The following is a 20,837-nucleotide window of genomic DNA, read 5'->3' on the forward strand; positions in this document are numbered from 1 at the left end:
GAGCACTCAAAATAGCACCTTTGTGCAGAGAAGTACCTTGAGGGCAGACGAGAAGCATCAGAAAAAAGCGCTAACGAAAAAACTCCCCCGGCGTGGCGTCGAACTGCTGGCGGAACGCCGCGATAAAGGCCGAGGTCGAGTCGTAGCCGCAGGCCAGCGCCACGTCGGTGACTCGCTCGCCTTGCTCCAGGGGCGTCAGGGCCCCCAGCAGGCGCAAACGCTGGCGCCAGGCGCGGAAGGTCAGGCCGGTGTCGTGCAGGAACAGGCGGCTGAGGGTTTTCTCCGTCACGCCCAGCTTTTCGCTCCACTGCCCCAGGGTGGTCGGCTGGTCCGGGTGCGCTTGCAGGCTGCGGTAGATCTGCCGCAGGCGCGGATCCTGGGGCAGCGGCAGCATCAGGTCCAGTTGCGGCGCGGCGGCCAGTTGGTCCAGCAGGACCAGGGCCAGGCGGCCGTCGGCGCCGTCTTCGGCGTATTCCACCGGCAGCTCGCTGAAGGCGCGGATCAATTCGCGCAGCAGGCTGCTCACCGCCAGTACCTGGCAGGTCGCGCCCGCCCAGGCGGTGACCCGGCAATCCAGGTACAGGCTGCGCATTTCGGTGCGCGGCGAGCTGAACACCTTGTGCGGCATGCCGGCCGGGATCCACACCGCCCGCTGCGGCGGGGCGATGAAACGCCCGGCGCTGGTCTGCACTTCCAGCACGCCCTGGATGGCGTAGGACAATTGCACCCAGGGGTGGCTGTGGCGCCGGGTCAGCGCCCGGTTGGGCAGGGATTCGGTGCGCCCGTACACCGGCCGCGGCAGGCTCGGCAGCCCGGGAATACTGCGGCGGACGATCTTTGCATGTCCTTTAGGCGGCATTTACTGGCTCATTGGCGTTAGTCGGCAGTCCGCCATCACGTTAGAGTCGGCCCACCGCCCTGGCAACCCCTGGATGATCCCGTTATGAGTCGCTCACGTCTTTTGCCCGACAATTTCACCCTGACCCTGATCGGCGTGGTGCTGCTGGCCAGCTTCCTGCCGGCCAGCGGCCAGGTGGCGCTAGGCTTCGGCTGGCTGACCAACGCCGCCATCGCCCTGCTGTTCTTCCTGCACGGCGCCAAGCTGTCGCGCGAGGCGATCATCGCCGGGGCCGGCCACTGGCGCCTGCACCTGCTGATCTTCAGCCTGACCTTCGTGCTGTTCCCGATCCTCGGGCTGGCGCTCAAGCCGCTGCTCTCGCCGCTGATCGGCAACGAGCTGTACCTGGGCATGCTCTACCTCTGCGCCCTGCCCGCCACCGTGCAATCGGCGATTGCCTTCACCTCCCTGGCGCGGGGCAACGTGCCGGCGGCGATCTGTAGCGCGGCGGCGTCCAGCCTGTTCGGGATTTTCCTCACGCCGTTGCTGGTGACCCTGCTGCTGAATGTGCACGGCGATGCCGGCTCGACCCTGGATGCCATTGTGAAGATCAGCGTGCAACTGCTGCTGCCCTTTATCGCCGGGCAGATCGCCCGCCGCTGGATCGGCGCCTGGGTGGGCCGCAACAAGCACTGGCTGAAGTTCGTCGACCAGGGTTCGATCCTGCTGGTGGTCTACGGCGCCTTCAGCGAAGCGGTGAACGAAGGTATCTGGCAGCAGATCCCGTTGTGGGAGCTGGCCGGGCTGGTGCTGGCCTGCGGCGTGCTGCTGGCGTTGGCGCTGCTGGCCTCCAGCCTGCTGAGCAAGCTCTTCGGCTTCAACCAGGAAGACCGCATCACCATCCTGTTCTGCGGCTCGAAGAAAAGCCTGGCCACCGGCGTACCCATGGCCCAGGTGCTGTTCGCCGGCAGCACCCTGGGCGTGCTGATCCTGCCGCTGATGCTGTTCCACCAGATCCAGCTGATGGTCTGCGCGGTGCTGGCCCAGCGTTACGCCAAACGCCCCGAGTCGGTGCCGGAGCTGATGGCGCAGGTCGATCCCTGAAGCACCGCAACAGCTCTTGCAGGAGCAGGGGCTTGTGCTTTTGTCGGGACGGCAAGCCAGTGGCATACTGCCAGCCTTTTGCCGCCCGACGACCCTACATGGAAGTTTTTATGCGTCCCCCGCTCGTGCCTCGCGCTTTGCCCCTCCTCGCTGGTTGCCGTCTCAGACAAGCGCCCACTCCCGCCGAACTCGGCGCTATCCAGAAGTGAAAAGCATGACGCTTACCGCCGATCGGGTACTCCAGCACTACCTGCCCCTGAACCCGGTGGAAAAAAAACTGCTGGCTTACGGTGCCACAGGAGCGCGGTTCAGTATCGCCAAGCAAAGGCCTGTAGCCGGCACGGCGGAAAACACCATTCGCGCCAGTTTCCTGAGGTTCCTGATACTGGGCGGCGATGACAAGAACCCAATAGATCTGAACGGGGTTCACCTCGAAGGCGCATTCATCCAGGGCTCCCTGCATCTCAGTTCCGCCACGATCGCCAGCAACGTCAGCTTGACCCATTGTTTGTGTGACAAGGACCTGCGGCTTGAAAACACGGTCATCGACGGCTGGCTTGATTTGAACGGCAGCCAGTTTTCCGGCGTTGCAGCCCAGTATCTTCGTGTGTGCTCATCGGTCCAGATGAAAGCGTTCCATTCCCAGGGAACCATTTGCCTGATCGGAGCAAAAATCGCGGGGTCGCTGATATTCAGCGCAGCTCAGCTCAATGGTCTGGGGAGCAATGCTCTGGAGGCAGACCGATGTGTAATCGACGCAAACATCATCTTTGACGAAGGGTTCAAGTCTCTGGGTGAAGTGCGATTGAACAGCGCAACCATGAAAAGCTTGAATTGCTCGAACTGCACCTTTACCGCCACCACCGGCATTGCCTTGAATGCTGACAAAGCCCGCGTGAGTGGCAGTGTATTTCTCTCTACCGGCTTCCACTCCATAGGTACCGTGCGCCTCACCGCCGCGCAGATCGACGGACAACTGAGCCTGAAAGGTTCATATCATCTGGATGGCAACGGCGGCTTTTCCTTGCTCGCGCAAAACATGATCGTCGGTAGAACACTGATGCTCACCCATCTGGAGCATCCTTTACAGAATGCGGCTTTCAGCGGCTCTCACGTCAAAACCTTGAACGACGACTCAAAGACCTGGGGCAAGGAGCTGGGCCTTAACGGTTTTACCTACGACTTCCTAACCACCGACTCTCCCTTGAGGGCCAAGGATCGTATCGCCTGGCTCGACTCACAGCTGCCATCCAGTACAGGCGACGACGGCCTCAAAGGCTCCGAGAGTGGATTCCTGCCACAGCCCTGGCTCCAGCTGAAGCACGTCTTTGAAAAGATGGGCCACTTCGAAGAGGCACGAGAGGTCGGCATTGCTTTCGAACAGCGTCTACGCAAGGTCGGCATGGTGGGACATCGCACAGCCAACTGGATATGGGGAACCCGCTGGCTCGGCAAGGTCCCCCACGTACTCTATGGCGCCCTCACCGGCTACGGCTATCGCCCCATGCGGCTGCTGGCCTGGATCCTGGGCATCTGGCTGTTCTTCACCAGCGTCTACTGGTACGCCGCCGTCGAACACAAGGTCTTCGCCCCCAGCAACCCACTGGTATTCCAGAACGAGGCCTACGCCAGTTGCACCCTTGAATATGGCGATGCCTGGCAACGACAGCACCCCGCCGCCGAACGCCCGGCCGAGATCGGCAACTGGTACACCTGCAAGGCCCTGCGCGGCGAATACACCGGCTTCAGCCCCGGCGCCTACTCGCTGGACATCCTGCTGTCGCTGGTCGATCTGCAGCAGGAAAAGGACTGGGGCCCGATCACCCCGACGCCCTTCCCCAGCTATTGGGATGAACTCAAGAACCTGGAATGGGGCCACGGCATCCGTCTGCTGATCTGGCTCGAAACCCTCATTGGCTGGGGCATCAGCCTGTTGCTGGTGGCGATCGTCTCCGGGCTGACTCGGCGCAAGGAATAAGCGTCTATACCTGCACGGGCCTCGAACGGGGCCTGCTCGATACCCTTCACGGTTCAAACAAGGAAGCTTTACATGAGCGCCATCGGCAATTTTCTCTGGTTTATCCTCGGCGGCATTTTCATGGGCCTGTGCTGGTGGCTGTGGGGCATCCTGGCCTTTATCAGCATCGTCGGCATCCCCTGGGGCCGGGCCTGTTTCGTCATCGGTACGTTCTCGTTCTTTCCGTTCGGCAAGGAGGCGATCAGCCGTCGCGAGCTGAACAACAGGGACGATATCGGCACCAGCGGCCTGGGGGTGATCGGTAATGTGCTCTGGTTCGTGTTTGGCGGTATCTGGCTGGCGCTGGGGCATGTGATGTCGGCGCTGCTGTGCTTTATCACCCTCATCGGCATTCCCTTCGGCATCCAGCACCTGAAGCTGGCGGGCATCGCCCTGGCGCCGATCGGCAAGACCATCGTGCGCAAGGAGGTGGCCGCCGCGGCGCGCACCTTCAATGCCCAGGATGCGGCGCTGAAACAGCGTCAGCCAGGCTGAACCCAGGCATGGTGGCCTGGTCCAGGCCTGCGCTGCTGCGCATGCCGACCGGCAGGCTGCCCACGCTTGCGCGCGCCGACAGTGGTCATCCCCCATCGGCGCCGCCCTCAAGCGCGCAACCGGATCGCCAACCGGTAAGGATCGTTACACCTTTCACCCATGACGGCTGCGGCAATGCGCCAGCGCGACCCGCCGGGCAAATAAGATAAACTGCCGCCCTCTCTTGATCAGGCGCCCCCGTCATGCCCGCAGAGCACGCCCCCAAGCCCTATACCCTCCTGGCGATCGACGACGACCCGCAGTCGTTGATCGTGCTCTCGAAAACCCTGACCACCGAATATGAAGTGCTGCTGGCGAAGAACAGCGAGCGCGGCCTGGCCCTGGCCCGCAGCGCCAGCCCGGACCTGATCATCCTCGACATCCTGATGCCCGAGATGGACGGCTTCCAGGTGCTCAGCGAACTCAAGCGCCACCCGGCGACCGCCGCCATCCCGGTGATTTTCCTGACCTCGCGCAGCAGCGTCGAAGACGAACGCCTGGGCCTGCTGCTCGGCGCCGCCGACTACATCGCCAAGCCGATTTCGCCGCCGGTGGTGCTGGCCCGGGTGGCGACGCAACTGGGTTACCGCGACAAACCCCTGCACAGCCCGCAACCGGCGGCCGAACCCTCGGCCGGCAGCGACATGCGCGACGGTTTTATCGGCGCCCTGGCCTTGCAGCTGGCCGGCAACCCGCAGCTCCGTCTCGAAGCGCTGCTCGACACCCTGTCGATCCTGCTCGACAGCGGCGTGACCCAGAGCGACCCCGCGGCGTTTCGCGGCGCCGCCTGCCTGGCCCTGATGGGCCTCAACCAGCCCGGCAGCGGCATCGTCCAGGCCCTGGCCCAGAGCCGGGTGCTGATCGAGGAGATCCTCGCCCACGCCGACCCGGAAGACCGCATCCTCAACCTCGCCTGGAAAATCACCCATGCCGAGGCGCTGCTCCAGGGCGACCCCAGCCCGGCAAGCCTCGATCTGCCGTTCTCGGCCCGCCTGTTCGCCCTGGCGCTGAACTACCACCTGAGCCTGCTGCAACCCGACGGCGACCTTGCCGGCCGGCATGCCCGGGCCATGGCGCGGATGTATCAACAGCCGGGGTTCGAGCAATGCATCGCCTGCGGCCCGGAGTCGCTCTCGGCGGCCTTGCTGAGTTCGTCACAGAGCTTTTTCGGCCTTTGAACGGACAGTGAGCCTTGCCCATGCCTAACCTCGCCGACCTGGAACTGTTCGTGCTGATTGCCGAGTTGCAGGGCCTGTCGCCCGCCGCGCGGATCATGTCGATCACCCCGGCCGCCGCCAGCCTGGCACTCAAGCGCCTGGAGAACCGTCTCGGCGTGCGCCTGTTCACCCGCTCCACCCGCACCATGAAACTCACCCCCGAGGGCGTGCGTTACCTGGAAAGCGCGCAGCACGCCCTGAAGATCCTGGCCAACGGCAAGCGCTCATTGACCCACGACGACGGCATGCTGGAACTCACGGTGTCTTCCGACCTGGGCCGCAACCTGCTGCTGGACCTGCTCGCCCGGCTCAAGCAGGAACGGCCGCGCCTGTATATCAAGCTGGCCCTGAGCGACAAGGAAGAGGACCTGCTCAAGGGCCGGTTCGATGCGGCGCTGCGTTATGGCAAAAGCCTGGCCCTGGACCTGGTGGAGCTGCCGGTGCTCAAGCAGCACCACTTCATCGCCTGCGCCGCGCCCGGCTACCTGGCCGAACACGGCACGCCCGAATCGCCGGAACAGCTGAGCGAGCACGAATGCATCATCTGCCACAGCATTGGCCGGCCGGAGAGCCGCTGGCGTTTCCATGCGCCGGGCCAGATCGAGGACGTGCGGGTGCAGGGGCACTTCTGCTGCGACGATGGCGATGCCGCGCGGCGCTGGGCGGTGGCCGGCCATGGCGTGGTTTATCTGCCGCTGTTGAACGTGGTCGAGGACCTGCTCGCCGGGCGCCTGCTGCCCCTGCTCCCCGGCTGGCAAGCCGACGCCGCGCCGCTGAGCCTGGTGGTATCCCACCGCTCGCAAATCACCGAGTCGCTGCGGGCCTTGCACCAGTGCCTGGTGGAGCACTGCACGGACCGCATGGCGCGCTACCTCGAGCTGACCCGGGCGACGCGCTAATCCTGGGCCGCGCGCAAATCGACCAGCAGCTCACAGGCCTGCTGGAACTCCAGCCGGTAGATCCGCTCCTGGATGGCCCGCAGGGCGCTGCAAGGGTTCTGCTCGCACAGCTCATCGACCAGCGCCAGGGCCTGCGCATTGTGGTTGCGCAGCAGCTTGGCCAGGCGCTCCAGCTTTAACACCTGCTCACTGCCCAGCGCCTCGCTCTCCCGGCCCTGGGGCCCGGCACCCGCCGCTGGCAAACACACCAGACCGGCCAGCAGCGGCTCCAGGCACTGCGCCAGCTGGCGGATCAAAGGCACCAGGTCGGCCTGCCCGGCACACTGCTCCTCCAGTTGCCGGGCCGCCTGCCAGACGGCCGTGGCGCCGATATTGCCGGCCGCCCCCTGCAGGCTGTGGGCCAGGAAGCCGATGGCCTGCAGGTCCCCGGCGGCATGGGCCAGCCACAGGCGCTCGATGACCTGCTGCTGGTCATCGCGAAAATCCGCCAGCAGTTTCTGATGCAGCGCCAGGTCCTGGTTCACCACCGCCAGCCCGAGCGCCGAGTCGATGCCCGCGTAGGCTGGCGTCGAGACACCGCCGGGCAGGCTTGCCGCCATCTCTCCCGCGGGCAGTTCCAGGTGTTTGATCCAGCGCACCAGGGTCCGATAGAAAGCCGTGACCTCAAGCGGCTTGCTGACCAGATCGCTCATGCCGGCGGCCAGCACCCGCCCCTGGACATCGGCCTGGCCGCTGGCGGTCACCGCGATGATCGGCAGCGACCGCAGGTGCGGGTAACCGCGGATCTTGCGCGTGGTGTCGTAGCCGTCCATGACCGGCATCTGGCAATCCATCAGCACCCCGTCGAAACGACCGTCCCCGAGCAACCGCTGCAAGGCCTCGGCACCATTGGCGGCCAGGACCACCTGGACCCCGGCGCGCTGCAGCAGGCCCTGCAACACATCCTGGTTCAGCCGGTTGTCCTCGACCACCAGCACCCGCGTCCCCGCCAGCAACCGCGCGTAGTCGTTGACCGTGCACAACCCCGCCGCGCCCGCCACCGATGGCGTGGCCTGGGTGTTGCAACTCGACGCGATCAACTCCTGTGGACGCTGTTGCGGCAGGCTCAACTGCACGCTGAACTTGAACACCGCGCCCTGCCCCGGCTTGCTGTGCACCCAGATGTCGCCCTGCATCATCTGCACGATTTTCTTCGAGATGGTCAGCCCCAGGCCACTGCCGCCGTAACGCCGGCTGATCGACAGGTCGGCCTGGACAAAGGCATTGAACAGCCGGGCCTGCTGCTCCTCGCTGATGCCCACCCCGGTGTCGGTGACGCTGAAGCACAGCAGGGCCTTGTCGTTCCACTGCCGCACCAGGCACACGCCGATGCAGACATGACCGGCCTCGGTGAACTTGATCGAGTTGTCCACCAGGTTGGTCAGCACCTGGGCCAGGCGCAGCGGGTCGCCGACATAGCTGCGCGGCAGCATGGCGGGAATGTCCAGGCGTAGCTGCAGCGCCTTTTCTTCCGCGCGCTGGCGCACCAGCAGCAACACATCGTCCACCAGCTCGCGCAGGTTGAAGCAGACCTGCTCCATGCTCAGCTTGCCGGCTTCGATCTTCGACAGATCAAGCACGCCGTTGATGGTGCCCACCAGGTTCCTCGCCGCACGGTCGATCTTCTCGATGTAGTCGCGCTGCGCCCGTTCCAGGGGCATGTCCTGCACCAGGTGGGCCATGCCGATGATCGCGTTCAGCGGCGTGCGGATCTCATGGGACATGCTGTCGAGAAATTCCGACTTGGCCTGGGTCGCCAGTTCGGCGTCGCGCCGCGATTGCTGGATCTGCGCTTCCACCGCCTTGCGCTCGCTGATGTCGAAGATCACCCCGTCCAGGTACTGCGGCACCCCGTCCACGACAATGGTCTGGCCCTTGTCGTAGACCCAGCGCACCTCCTCGCTGGCGGTGATGATCCGGTATTCGAGCATGTAGCTGGCGCTGCTCAGGCAGCCTGCGAAAATCTCCAGGTCGTCGGGGTGGACCCGATCGCGATAGCTGTGCCCGGCGAGGAAGTGCGCCGCCGGAAAGCCGCTCAGGCCTTCAATGGCATCGCTGACGAACACCATGGTGCGCGCGCCGTCCGGCAGGCTGCGAAACACCACCCCGGGAATGTTGGCGATCATCGACTGCAGCTTGGTCTGGCTGTCGACGATCGATTGCTGCACCTCGACTGCCTGCGTGATGTCCTGCAGCACGCCGGTGACCCGCGTCGGCGCGCCCTGGGCATCGCGCTGCATGACCCGGCCGATGTCCAGCACCCACAACCAGCGCCCGCTTTTGCTGCGCATGCGGTACTCGGCGCGGTACTCCTCGACTTCGTTGTTCAGGTGCGCCCTGAGCCTGGCCATGACCGGCTCATGGTCCTGCGGATGGACCAGGCAGGCCCAACGGTCCAGGCCATTGCCAAAGGTCTGGTCCAGTTCCTCCTTGCTGTAGCCAAGGATCCGCAGCCAGACATCGTTGTTGATGACGATCCCCAGGCTGACGTTCCAGTCCCACAACCCCAGCGCCCCACTTTGCAGGGCCATGTCCAGGCGTCGCTCGCTTTGCTCGATCCGCGCCACGTCGGCCTTGTGCCGCCGGGCATCGGCCAGGCGCCGCAGGCCGCCCCACAGCAACAGCAGGAACACCACGGCGCTCAAGCCCTTGATCAGCAGCACCTGCTCGGCCGGCAGCACCGCATCCAGGTCGCCCAGGGTGATCAGGGTCCAGGGACCGCTGGGGTCGTTCCAGTCGAAGTCGGCCCGGGACAGGCTGTAGCGCCGGCCGTTCAGATTGACCTGGGGCTGATGGGTATCGAACGGCAAGCGCTCGGGCCCCCCCTGGGCGAACGGGTGGTCGCCGAACTGGCGGCGGACCTCGCCGCTGAACTCGCGCGGCGGCCAGGCGCGGTCGGCCTTGAGCAGAAACTCCGGAGTGCTGGCGGCCAGCACCACGCCGCTGGGCGACAGGATCATTTTCAGGTCGTCGCCATACTGCTTGTTCAGGTCGGTATCGAGCAGCTTGCCGTCGAAACGCGCCACCAGTACCCCGATCACCTTGTCCTGGCGCGTGCGCGACTCGTAGACCGGGACCGCCATGTAGAACATGCGAGTGCCGGTGGTGACGCTGATCGCACCATAGACACTGCTGCCGCCGTTGAGCGCCACCTTGAAATAGGGCCGGAAGGCCACGTTCAGCCCCAGCGGCGCCTGGCCCTGGTGATCATGGGCCGCCACCACCACCCCGTCGCGGTTGAGGACAAAGGCATGATTGGCGCCCACCACCATGGACAGCGTCTTCAGCGGAATCGCCGCCTGTTCCATCAATTCCGCGGAGGGATGGCGCTCGAGGATCACCCGTTTCAGCGAGGGGTTGTGGCGCCCCAGGATCGACAGCGCGCCAATGGCAAAACCGTCGGACTTCCACTGCTGCAGATCCGCCGCGTACTCCTGGGTCTGCATCTCGATACTGGCCTGGTAGACGTCCTCGACCTGCAGGCGGTAGTAGTTGCCCAGCGCCACCGCGGCACCGACCGCGATCACCACGCCCAGGGCGTAACAACACCGTCTGTGGCTGTCGAAGAAGTTCGTTAACCTGCGCAACACCTCGCCCCTTTACCTGATGAATCCGTACCTGCCGCCCTGACAAACAGCCTCAACGCGCCGCCAGCCGGCGTGGAAACTCCGGCGGCAGGAAATCGCGGTCGGGATCGTAGTCGGCCTTGAGGTAATCACCAAGCGCCTTGAGGTCCTGGGGCGACAAGGTTCCCACCGACTGCTTGAGCCGCAGGGTGTCGAGAATGTAGTCATAGCGGCTGTCGTTGTACTGGCGCACCGCGTTGTAGAGCTGGCGCTGGGCCTCCAGCACATCGACGATATTGCGCGTGCCGACCTGGAAGCCCAACTGCGAGGCCAGCACCGCGCCCTGGTTGGAAATGATCGACTGGCGCCGCGCCTTGACCTGGTCGACCCCGCTGTTGAGGCCGCGATGCAGGTTGCGGGTCTGCTCCACCACCTGGCGCCGCAGGTTGTCGTTGAGGTATTCGCGCTGATTCATCCGCTGGTGGGCCTCGCGTACCTGGGAAGAGGTCTGGCCGCCGCTGAACAGCGGAATGTTCAATTGCAGGCCGATGGAGCGCTGCTCGACATTGCCACCGTAGCCGCTGCCGCGGATATCGCTGTTGCCGTACCCCAGGTTATCATTGTCGCCGGTCTGGTAGCGCAGCACCGCGTCCAGGGTCGGCGCGTGCCCGGCCTTGCGCGCGCTCAGGGTCTGCTGCGTCGCGTCCAGGGCGTGCTGGCTGGCCAGCAGGGTCAGGTTCTGCTGCACCGCAGTGTCGACCCAGCGCCGGGCATCGTTGGGTTCCGGCAACACTATCGGCATGTCATGCCGCACGCCCTGGATCGCCGCGTATTGCTGGTGCGTCAGGGTGTCCAGGGCCTCGAAGGCATCGTCGGTGCGCTTCTGCGCGACGATCCGGTTGGCCCGCGCGGTGTCATGCCCGGCCTCGGCCTGGAGCACATCGGTACGGTCCGACAGGCCCAGCTGCAAGCCCTTCTCGGCCAGTTCCAGCTGGCGCTTGAGCGCGGCTTCTTCAGCCTTGGCCGCCGCCAGGGCGTCCTGGGCCTTGAGCAGGCCGAAATAGGCCTGGGCGCTGTCGAGCATCAGCTTCTGTTCGGCCGCCGCCAGCTCCAGCTGGGCCTGCTGGTCCTCGGCTTCGGCGGCCTTGAGGCTGAACCAGCGATCGGCGCGCAAGATCGGCTGGTTCAGCACCACCTGGTAGCTGGTGCCACTGCGCCGGGTGTCCTGCTTTGGCTGTTGCAGGGAAGTGCTGGTGCCGTTCAGCTCGGCACTGGCCGACAGCGTGGGCAGCAGCCCGGCGCGGGCCTGGGGCACCGCCTCGGCGCGGGCGGCCTGGTCGGCACGGGCCGCCGCCAGCTCGCTGTTGTTTTGCCGGGCATCCAGGTACACCCGCCAGAGGTCGCTGGGCATGGCCTGGCGCGGGTATTCGGCCGCCTGCGCCAGGGAGGCGACCGGCAATGCGGCAAGCAACAGAGGGACAAGCAACCAGCCGGCAAGGGCTCGCTGCCGCGAAATCATGGGTTTGATCATGGTTTGCTGTTCTACATAAAGAAGTGATTCGGCCGGAGACAGGAGAGGCTTTGCGCCCCTCCCGTGGTTGCTCCTGCGCGGTCAGGTCAGTGAAGGCACCAGCACCGCCTGGGCGGCCTGACGGTTTTGCGGCAGATGTTCACGAGCACCGCCGGTGTCGGCGAAGGCCGCCATGGCCCCGCTCAACTTGGCCAGGCTGGGCCCCTCGGCCTGCGTCACCGAGGCGCTGTCATTCGCCGTCGGCACGCCCTGGCGCTCGCGCGAGGACAGCTCGAACAAAGCGTCCCTGGTCGAGCCCGCCTGGGCAAAGCCCTTCACCAGATGATCGACACTGATCACCGACGAGTCGCCTTGCAGCTCGATCTGCAGATGCCGATGCGCCGCGGCCTGGCTGCCCAGCACCTGGCGCAGCACCAGCGCGGTGCCGCTGCCCGTGTCGGTCAGCAGCACGTCCTCGCCCTGACGGCTGACGAGGACGTTCTTGCCATCGGCCACCGGCAGGAGCAGGCGGTCCAGGGCCTGGCCCGGGTCATCGTTGTCGATCACCACCGTGCGGTAGTGCGCCCACATCGCCGGGCTGAAGCGGTAGGTGTCGTTGGCACCGCCGCCATGCAGCACCACGCTGTCGACCCCGGCGATCAAGGGTGGCGCCAGCTCGTCCTGACGGTCGGCGCCGCCGCCCTGAAGCAGCAGCGAGGAGCCGATACGCTCGACATTGCCGTAGTGCCCGAGCTTCTGCGCAGCCCCCTGCTTGACCTTGTACAGCGCCTGCTCCGTGGGGCTGTAGACGTAGGCCGAGCGCTGCGATTCGGCGGCTACCCCGATAAAGCGCAGGTCGCTCGCGGCGGGAATGCCGGTGCTGGCGAACATCTGAGCGCTGGCGACATCGAACCAGCCCTGGCTGTCGGCGCCTTGCAAGGTCAACACCCCTTTGGCTCCCCACTGCCCTGTCACTTTGGCCAGCGCCTGGGGCAGATTACCCAGGTGTTGCTGCTGCCAGCCCTTGTCGACCGCCACCAGCTGCACATCGCCGCTGTTGGTGCGCAGCAGGATTTCGCCCTGCACCGTCGTCAACCGCAACCCGGCATCCACCTGGACCGCCGAACGCAACTGCACCTGGGGCATCAGCAGCGTGGCGGCGGGCAATTGCACCGAGGCCTCAAGCACCTCGTCGCCGCCGAATGCCGCCGCCAACGCCTCGGACGTCATCGGTGCCTGGAGGTAGAGCTTGCCGCTCTCCGGTTCGAACAGCCGCGCGCTGGCGCTGTCGAAGCCGAGAAACTGCAGCGGCTTGCCCTGCAGCGCCGGCGCCGCCACGATCACCAGGCCGTTGTGGTACCACACCGGCAGCGCACTTTTGCCGTCGGCGGCCTTGGCCCCGAAGACCGCCAGGGTGGCGTTGCTGCCGTTGACACTGGCCAGGTCCTGCCACCAGGTGCTGCGCCCCTTGAGCCAATGCTCGTTGACCGCTTCATAGCTCAGGCGCCCGCTCGCCTCGATCCGCGCGACACGCCCGTCCTCGGTCACGGCTAGCAGATGGCCGTTGAGCTCGAGCACATTGGCCAGGGTCGGCGTGGCCAGGCGCAAGGCGCTCGGCTGGCTGCCGTCGAGGACCTTCTGCCCCGGCCCTTCCTGGCGGAACAGCACCTTCTCCTTCTGGCTGTAGAAGAAAAACACTTCCTGGCCGGCGGGCTGCGGCAGGCTGCCGGCGAACACCAGGTCCGCCGGAATCGGCCAGGCGCTCTGGGGCTTGCCCTGGGCATCCAGCGGCGGCTGGCCCGCCGGGGGGGCCAGGTTCGGCTTGATCACCGTGCCGTCGCTGGTGCGCACCCAGTAGCGGTGCGCGACTTTGGCGTTATCCAGGCCAAACACCGTCACCAGCGCCGCGGCGCTCGGCTCCATCATCGGCGCGCCCAGGCTGTACACCGGGGTGGCGCGCTGCGTGGCCTGGCTCTGGTAGCCCTGGAGCAGGGTCTTGAGCGCATCGCCATGCTGGTCGGTGCGTGCCGACAGTTGCAGCAATGCGTCATCGCCGACCACCCCGACCAGCTCCATCCGGTCACCGATGATGCGGAAGTTCAGCTCGGCCTCGCGCTCCTTGAGCTGATAACGACGGGCCAGGTAGACCGCGTCGCCCTCTTGCCAGAACCGGCTGATCCGGCCCGCGCTCTGGTTGAAGGACGGGGCGAACTGCGCGTCGACCTTGCCGGTGGCGATCTCGACCCGCCACGCTGCGGCGTTCTCGGCGTCGACGAAGTAGGCATGCTCGCCGACCACCGCCCCCAACTGGGCGTTCCTGGCCTGTTCCACCGGGGTGTCGGTGAACAGCATGCGGTCCTTGGCCACGTCGTAGAACGCCCGGCCGACCTTGCGCCCCTCGTGGCTGTAGTTATCCACGACCACGTACTGACCGTGCAGTTGATGGGCCTTGGCCAGCTCGCTCAGGTGCTGTTCGATACGCTGGCCAGGCAGCTGCCATTTGCTCGCGTCTTCCTCCACCACCCGGGTGCTCAGGCCGGCGAAATCGACTTCGCGCATCTCGCCCTTGGCGTTGACCACCAGCACCTGGCCGTTGCGGGCCGGGTCGAGCTTGACCACCACGCCGCCGACCACCAGCTGGTCCTTCGACACGCTGATGCTCTCGCTCGCCAGCTGGCTGCTGTCGATGATCCAGCGCGACGGCGTGCCTGCCTCGCTGGACAGATCGACCCGGGTGCCTTCATTGAGGCCGACCAGATAACGCCCGCCCGCGCCCTTGATCTGGTAGTTCAGATAGCCGTGCAGCTCCTTGGGCAGTTCGGGGATCACCAGTTGCCGGTCGCGCGAATCGAGCAGCACCTCGATCGGGGTGTCGACGTATTCCTGGCGAATCCGCCGGATCGTCTCCTCGCTCGGGAAGATGTAGAAGTCGTAGTCGAAGCGCCGGTCCTCCTCGAGCCTGCGGATCACGTCGAAGCCGGTGTCATGCCGGGTGGTGGACCCCGGCAGGATCATGTACTCGTAGCTGATGTAGGACTTGGGCGTACCCGGCAGGATCACCGCCGTGCTGTCGCCATGCTCCAGCGTGCGCGTGGCGTCCTTGTAGCCGATGCCGCTACGCACCTCGATCGCCTGGCCACGGTCGTGGATCATCCGTGGGAAATCCCCGGCCCAGAAGAAGTAGTTGATCGCCCCGGAACCGGTGGAGCCGTGGTGGGTGCGGTAAATGTACTGGCTGTCGAAACCGATCTGGTTGTCGCGCAGGTCCAGGCGCTTGACCACCGCGCCGGGCAGCGGCACCAGCACCTTCTTGTCCGCGTCGTAGCGGTAGCCATTGCCCTTGTAGGCCTTGTCGAGCGTATCGAAATAGCGCCCGACCGCCTTGGCGTCTTCGGCCACCGCGCCAAAGGCCTGGGCCAGGGCGGTGAAGCCCACCGCCAGGCCGCCGAGGATCACCCCCGCGCCACCCAGTACCGCGCCCGCCGTCGAGGCCCCCAGCAAACCGGCACCGACCCCGGCCGCGCCGGTGACGAAGCTGGCCGAGTCGAAGGCCAGCTGGGTGCCGAACACCGCCTTCTGCACATCGTTCTCGGCATGGGCCAGTTCATAGGCATCCAGGCCGACCATGGCCCCGCCAAACAGCACGCCCGCGCCTTCGTTGACGGTGTGGCCCAGGGTCGAGGCAAAGTCCTTGAGCGAGGTTTGCGCGGCCACCACTTCACCGCGCAACGCGGTCTGCACCAGTTCGGTGACCTTGGCCACATCCTGCAAGGTGCCATGGCCGATCTGCGCCAGGCCCAGGTAGCTGTGGATCTTCAGCGCGGTGGCCAGGTCCGGCGAAACCGCGCCCTGGCCGGCGTCTTTACGGCTCTTGTCGGCAAACCACTGGATCAGCGTCTGTACCGCGAAGCCGGCGTTCAGGCCATCCACCGGCGCCGCTTCGCCGACGCCGGCGCGGGGCCGTATCTGGCCATGCTCCAGGGTGAAGTGCTCGTTGAACACGCGCATGTGCTGATCGACGAAACGCCGGAACTCGACAAAGGTGCGATCGTCGGTGGCCAGCCAGCGGGTCTGCTCGGGTTGGTCACGGTTGATGAACTGCACCCGGTAGCCGCCCTCCTTCTGCTCCTCGGTGGTGGCAATGATCGGTATCCACTGGCTGCCCAACTGGTGTTCCCGGATCAGCCGGCTGCTGGCGGCCTCGAAGCGCGCGCCCCACTGCTCGGCGTCCAGGGTAGTCAGCGCCGCCCCCAGGCGCAGGTCTTCGCTGACCCGCTGGCCAGCGTCCACGGCCTGCTCGACCTGGCGTTGCTGGCCGATGACCCCGGCCAGTTCCTCGGGCCGGGACAGGTCGGCGACATTCAGCCCGTTGCCCACCGGCACCTCGGCCATCTTGTCGGTGTCGATCTGGATCAGGTTGAAGGCCGGCTGCGACTGGCTGCCGAACGAGCCATAGTGCGCGGCCAGTTTGCGCTCCACCAGGTGCTGCTGCATGGCCTTGGTCAGGGCCTTGGTGGAGTCGAAGGCGAAGATCCCCACGTTCGGGTCATAGAAGTAGTAGCGCCGGCCTTCGGCGGTCTGCGTGCTGCCCACCATCATCGAGTGGTTCTGGGTGTTGAGAGCGAACATCGAGGTGCCACTGCCGGCGGCCAGCCGCGAGACCACCTCGGTCAGCTTGAACTGTCCCAGCGCCTTCGACGCCTGGACCGCTTCGACATTGGAGTGCAGCCGGATCAGGCTGTTCTTGAGCAGCGTCGAGCTACCCGCTTGCGGGTCGGCGGAAGCCAGGAACAGCTTCTGCACCAGGCTGTTGACGCCGGCCTCGCCACCACTGGCCAGGGCCACGGCCATCGCCCGGACCAGGGGGTAGCAACGGCCACCGGAGCGGTCACCCACCAGCGACAGGTAGAAGTCCTGCGGTGCCAGCTGGCCGAAGACACTGCCGGCCTTGTGGAAGTCTTCGCTGAGCACCGCGGTCTGGCGCAGCACCTTGTCGATGTACTCGGCCTGGGCGGTTTCGCTGATGCGACCGCTCAGGGCGCCACGCTCGCGTGGGCTGAGCGTGCCCTCGAGAAACAGCCGCTTCATCTCCAGGGCCGACATCTTGTCGTCCACCCCGGGAATCTTGATCTGCCGGAAATCCCGCAAGCCGTCGCTGAACGCGGTGCCGCGCGCCCCCCGCTGATAGGCCTCGGCAATCGCGTAACGCTCGCCGACGCTGCTGGCGCGCTCCTCGCCTGCGCCCTGGATCGCCGTATCGTCGGTACGCACCACCGCGGCGGTACCGTCCTTGGCCTTGATCTGCTGCCAGAGCCAGGTCTTCTCCACCGAGCCGGCTTCGCGCAGGACCGGGTCGTACTGCGCCCGGTAGTAGTCCTGGGTGAGGTTGAGCTGCTTGATCTGCTGGTCGATCAGGCCCTTGTCGCTGGCCGTGCGCCGGTCTTGCTGAAGCTGGTAGCGCTTGTCGGCCAGCTGTTGGATATCGGCATTGACCTTGGCCTGGACCGCTTCGCGCAGCTGGTTCCAGGCGGCGATCGCCGGATGCTCGGGAGAGAAGGCGCCCCCTTCGTAGACACCGTCGGCCACCCCGTCGACCGGCACCCCGAACTGGGCCGCGACCTTCTTCAGGTTCTGGTGCACCTGCTCGCGGTAGGCGGCGAACTCGGCCCGGTTGCGTTCCACCACCTGAGCGTCGGCGACCTGGATCGCCAGGGGCTCGGCGCCGTCGCGCAGCTTCGGCCAGACCCTCTGCCCTTCGCGCTGGTACTCCTGGCGCTGGAACACCAGCTGCCACTGGCCATCGACGTACTGCATGTAGGCCGCGGCCAGGCCCTCGGCGGTGCCGGCCACCTGATAGTCCTTGTAGTCGACCGCCATCACCACATTGTCGTACAGCAGCGAGCTGTTGACCCGACCATCGTGGTAGACCCGGAAGGTGTTGGCGTCCAGGCTGGTCACCACCAGCGAGCAGCCCGACAAGGTCCCGGTGAAGAGGAAGCTGCCCGCGGCCGCATGCTTGGGAATATCCACATAGGCCGGCGCGGCATTGGCCTGGTTCGGGCCGTTGTAGCCGAGGAAATACGCCGGCACGCTGTCGACGCCGCTGCCGGCAACGTCATTGGCGCTGTGCTCGGTGTATTCGAGCTCATACAGGTTCGGCGCCACCTTCACCAGTTGCACATTGCCCTGGGCCGGCAAGCGCCCCGACTTGACCAGCGCCTCGGCGCTGAGGGTGTGGGTCTTGGCGAACTGCACGGGGTCGGCGGCGAACCGATGGATATCGGCGCTGCCCTGGCGCGGTTCGAACCCGGCGCCGAGCGAGGCCAGGCCGGTCTTGAGCTGCAGGTCCTGCGCCGCCTGTCCCAATAGCGCGGGCAGCGGGCCGATGTTGGTAAAGCGCGGCGGATGGAACTCCTCGGCCGCCGGCAGGCCTTCGTTGACGATAGGCAGCACGCGGGCCATCACCCCGTCGTACAGCTCCCCCTGCAACGCCTGCTGGCTGCCTTCGGCACGGTAGCGGTCGAACATCTGCAGCAGGTCCTGGCCGATACTGCCCTCGCCCTTGGGTTCATAACGGGCGGCGACATACAGGGTCTCGAAGAACGAGTGATAGCCGTTGCGGATCATGAAGGCCGCATTGGCCATCTGGAACTGCCAGTACTGCTTGACGCTCAGGGCGACGCCGAACAACTCCGGCAAGGCATTGCTGACGGTCTGGGTGGTCCCGGAAATCCCGCCCACGAACGGCGTGTCCAGGTCGTTCATATAGCGTGTGGCGGCATTCTCGGGGTCGGGGCGGAACTGGCTGTAGCTGCGGTACTTGTCGTCCTCGATCAGGAACGAGGCATCGGCCTGGGCCCGCTCCGGGTCGGTATTGAGGATCAGGTAAGGGTCGGGCTGGTTCAGCCGGTTGTTGATCACCACCTTGTCGGCGCCGCCCGGCGCCGTCAGCGCGGCATGGGGGTTGACCGGCACCGCCGCCTTGGACAAGCCGTCGGCCACCGGGCGCAGGGCATGGAACAGCGCCTGCTTGCGCAGGCTGCGGCCCTCGTTGCCCGCCAACAGCGCCTCGACGGTCGGGCGCAAGGCTGCATCGACGCTCTCCAGGGCCCCGGGGCCTTGCAGCAACAGGGTCAGCAGTTGGCTGTCCAGCGAGCGCTCGACCGCCACCTGATCGAAGACCTGCACTTTCGGGTTATTGGGATGCTGCTCGGCGTTGGCCGCGGCGACCCGGCGGTTTTCCGCGTCGACCGCCCGGGCCCGCCATTGCTCGTACAACGGCGCCAGCAGCAACTTGGCCTGGGCAATGTCGCTCTGCACATAACCGCCTTGCAGGACCTTGGCCAGCGCCTGGTTCTTCACCAGGTTCTGCGCCAGGCCGAACAACAACGCATCGTTGTCCCGGCTCTGCCAGACCGACGCGGCGAAGGCCTGTTCCCACAACACCTTGTTCAGGTTGTTGCCCTTGATATCGCGCAGGCTGGCGCGGGTGTGTTCCGGCGTCAGCACCCCGGCCGGGGTGATGTGGTTGCGCTCGAGCAGGCGCGTCAATTGCTGCTCGAACAGCGTCCGCTCGCGGCTGCCTTCGAACAGGCGGCTGGCCTTGATACCGTCGTTGCGCAGCCGCTCCAGTGTGTCGAAAAAGGCCGCGTTGTATTGATACAGGGCGTCGGTCTGGGCCTTGCTCAAATGGCTGCTGCTGACCTTGTCGCCCTCGACGGTCATCACCGCGAACGGGGTCGCGGCGCGGTAGCCGCCGTCCTGGGGCATTTCCAGCAGGTACTGGCGCTCGGCAAAACCCACCGAGCGTTCCAGCTCATGAATGTTGACGAAAGTCCCGTCGCGGTCCGGGTGGTAGCTGTTCTGGCGAAAGCCTTCGAGGCCGATGGTCTGGAAGCTGGCGATATCCGCGTTCTGGTTGATCAGCTCGCTCAGGGCGCCCGCCAGTGGCACCTCGCGGGTGACCGTGGTGGTGGGCGACTGCCCGGAAACCTGGATGCCGACCTGGTTCGGCACCTTGCGGTCGACGCTGGTCAGCAGCAGCTTGCGGCCGTTGCTCAGCACCTGGGCCTTGAAGCCTTCACGCAAGGAGCTTTCCGACACCAGATGGTGGGCAAAGTACTGCTCGACGAAGGCGGTCTTGACCAGCACCGAGCGAATCGGCGCATAGGTCGGCGAACGGAAGGACGGCGGCTCGTTCTTCAGCCGGTACTGTTGCTGCCAGGCCAGGGAACGGGCCGCGGTGCCGAAGGAAAAGTTCAGCACCCCGTCGGTGGGCACCACCAGCCGGCCGTTCTCCAGGAAGAAGTCCTTGAAGCGCCCGTCGGTACTGGCATTGACCAGCGCCACGTTCATGCGGATGTAGCCGGGGCGCTCTTCCATCATCAGCAGGGAAATGTTCACCGGCAGATCGTCGGAAGCCCGGGGCGCCTTGGCCAGGGCGCCGAGGGCCGCGCCTTGCTGTTCGGGCGCGGCCTTGAGCAAGGTGTTGTAGCGGGCACTGACCTCCTTGTAGGCCTGCAACTCGGAGAACAGCGTCACGTATGGCTGGCTGAAGGTGGAGTCGGCCACCTGGACCGCCAGCTTCTGCTCCAGCAGTTTGATCCGCCCAGCGAGCTTGTTCTGCTTGGCCAGGGCATCGGCCTTCAGGCCCTTGATTTCCAGCTGCTTGGCGCCACCGGGGCTGAGCACGCCCAGGGCCTTGTTCCAGGTGCTGTCGTAGTGAGTGACGGCCGTCTGCTGGCGGCTGTACAGCCGAATGTCGCGGTCCAGCTGCTGCTTGTAGGCCACGGTCGCCGGGGTGTCGGCGATGGCGTTCATCTGCTCGCGACGTTGCTGCAGCGTCTGCAACTGGTCGCCGACCGAGACCGGGTTGTCCTGCATCTGATAGTGCTGGGCGGCCAGCACGCTGAGGGTGCTCTGCTGCATTTGCTGCAGGCGTTCGCCGACCTGGGCGACGTACTCGGCGCGCTCGGCGGCGCTCATGTTGAACCATTCGGTTTGCCGGCCTGCCGCCTTGACCTGTCGATCGATCAGGGTATTGAGCAGGCGCGTGAAATCCTTGGACATGGAAGTCATTGCAGTGATCCTTTGTCTGTTTTGAGCCAAGCCCT

The 20,837-nt window shown here is 65.8% G+C and carries 9 protein-coding genes; 5 read left to right on the forward strand and 4 right to left on the reverse strand.

What is annotated here, in order from left to right; all coding sequences use genetic code 11:
* Window positions 1-70 precede the first annotated feature (70 nt).
* Complete coding sequence (locus IF690_RS18030) at window positions 71-859, reverse strand: AraC family transcriptional regulator (protein WP_202696769.1); 789 nt, start codon at window positions 857-859, stop codon at window positions 71-73.
* A gap of 84 nt (window positions 860-943) precedes the next feature.
* Here IF690_RS18030 and IF690_RS18035 point away from each other — a divergent pair, with 84 nt between their 5' ends.
* From IF690_RS18035 to IF690_RS18055, 5 genes are all read left to right on the forward strand, one after another.
* A complete protein-coding gene (locus IF690_RS18035) occupies window positions 944-1,942 on the forward strand; it encodes a bile acid:sodium symporter family protein (protein WP_202696770.1) in 999 nt (332 codons plus the stop codon).
* Between the two features lie 214 nt (window positions 1,943-2,156).
* Window positions 2,157-3,920: a hypothetical protein gene (locus tag IF690_RS18040; RefSeq protein WP_202696771.1), complete on the forward strand. Its 1,764-nt coding sequence runs from the start codon at window positions 2,157-2,159 to the stop codon at window positions 3,918-3,920.
* A gap of 72 nt (window positions 3,921-3,992) precedes the next feature.
* Window positions 3,993-4,454: a YccF domain-containing protein gene (locus IF690_RS18045; RefSeq protein ID WP_202696772.1), complete on the forward strand. Its 462-nt coding sequence runs from the start codon at window positions 3,993-3,995 to the stop codon at window positions 4,452-4,454.
* Window positions 4,455-4,696: 242 nt separating this feature from the next.
* Window positions 4,697-5,671 (forward strand): response regulator, encoded by a 975-nt coding sequence (locus IF690_RS18050; RefSeq protein ID WP_202696773.1) that lies wholly within the window; start codon window positions 4,697-4,699, stop codon window positions 5,669-5,671.
* 20 nt (window positions 5,672-5,691) lie between these two features.
* Window positions 5,692-6,609, forward strand: coding sequence for a LysR family transcriptional regulator (locus IF690_RS18055; protein WP_202696774.1), 918 nt, complete (start codon window positions 5,692-5,694; stop codon window positions 6,607-6,609).
* Here IF690_RS18055 and IF690_RS18060 read toward each other — a convergent pair.
* The 3 genes from IF690_RS18060 to IF690_RS18070 form a co-directional block, all read right to left on the reverse strand.
* A complete protein-coding gene (locus IF690_RS18060; protein WP_202701546.1) occupies window positions 6,606-10,175 on the reverse strand; it encodes a PAS domain-containing hybrid sensor histidine kinase/response regulator family protein in 3,570 nt (1,189 codons plus the stop codon). The two genes, IF690_RS18055 and IF690_RS18060, sit on opposite strands and share 4 nt — an antisense overlap.
* A 112-nt stretch (window positions 10,176-10,287) precedes the next feature.
* Window positions 10,288-11,745, reverse strand: a complete 1,458-nt coding sequence (locus tag IF690_RS18065; RefSeq protein WP_286673828.1) for a TolC family outer membrane protein — start codon at window positions 11,743-11,745, stop codon at window positions 10,288-10,290.
* An 81-nt stretch (window positions 11,746-11,826) separates the two neighbouring features.
* Window positions 11,827-20,802, reverse strand: a complete 8,976-nt coding sequence (locus tag IF690_RS18070) for a TcdA/TcdB pore-forming domain-containing protein (RefSeq protein WP_202696775.1) — start codon at window positions 20,800-20,802, stop codon at window positions 11,827-11,829.
* Window positions 20,803-20,837: the final 35 nt, after the last annotated feature.

This window comes from Pseudomonas sp. SK3(2021), from assembly GCF_016772375.1.
In the GTDB taxonomy this organism is placed as follows: domain Bacteria; phylum Pseudomonadota; class Gammaproteobacteria; order Pseudomonadales; family Pseudomonadaceae; genus Aquipseudomonas; species Aquipseudomonas chlororaphis_I.

Excerpts from the sequence above, each read along its gene's own strand:
- IF690_RS18030 (WP_202696769.1), bottom strand. The coding sequence starts at position 859 with ATGCCGCCTAAAGGACATGCAAAGATCGTCCGCCGCAGTATTCCCGGG.
- IF690_RS18035 (WP_202696770.1), top strand. The coding sequence starts at position 944 with ATGAGTCGCTCACGTCTTTTGCCCGACAATTTCACCCTGACCCTGATC.
- IF690_RS18040 (WP_202696771.1), top strand. The coding sequence starts at position 2,157 with ATGACGCTTACCGCCGATCGGGTACTCCAGCACTACCTGCCCCTGAAC.
- IF690_RS18045 (WP_202696772.1), top strand. The coding sequence starts at position 3,993 with ATGAGCGCCATCGGCAATTTTCTCTGGTTTATCCTCGGCGGCATTTTC.
- IF690_RS18050 (WP_202696773.1), top strand. The coding sequence starts at position 4,697 with ATGCCCGCAGAGCACGCCCCCAAGCCCTATACCCTCCTGGCGATCGAC.
- IF690_RS18055 (WP_202696774.1), top strand. The coding sequence starts at position 5,692 with ATGCCTAACCTCGCCGACCTGGAACTGTTCGTGCTGATTGCCGAGTTG.
- IF690_RS18065 (WP_286673828.1), bottom strand. The coding sequence starts at position 11,745 with ATGATCAAACCCATGATTTCGCGGCAGCGAGCCCTTGCCGGCTGGTTG.
- IF690_RS18070 (WP_202696775.1), bottom strand. The coding sequence starts at position 20,802 with ATGACTTCCATGTCCAAGGATTTCACGCGCCTGCTCAATACCCTGATC.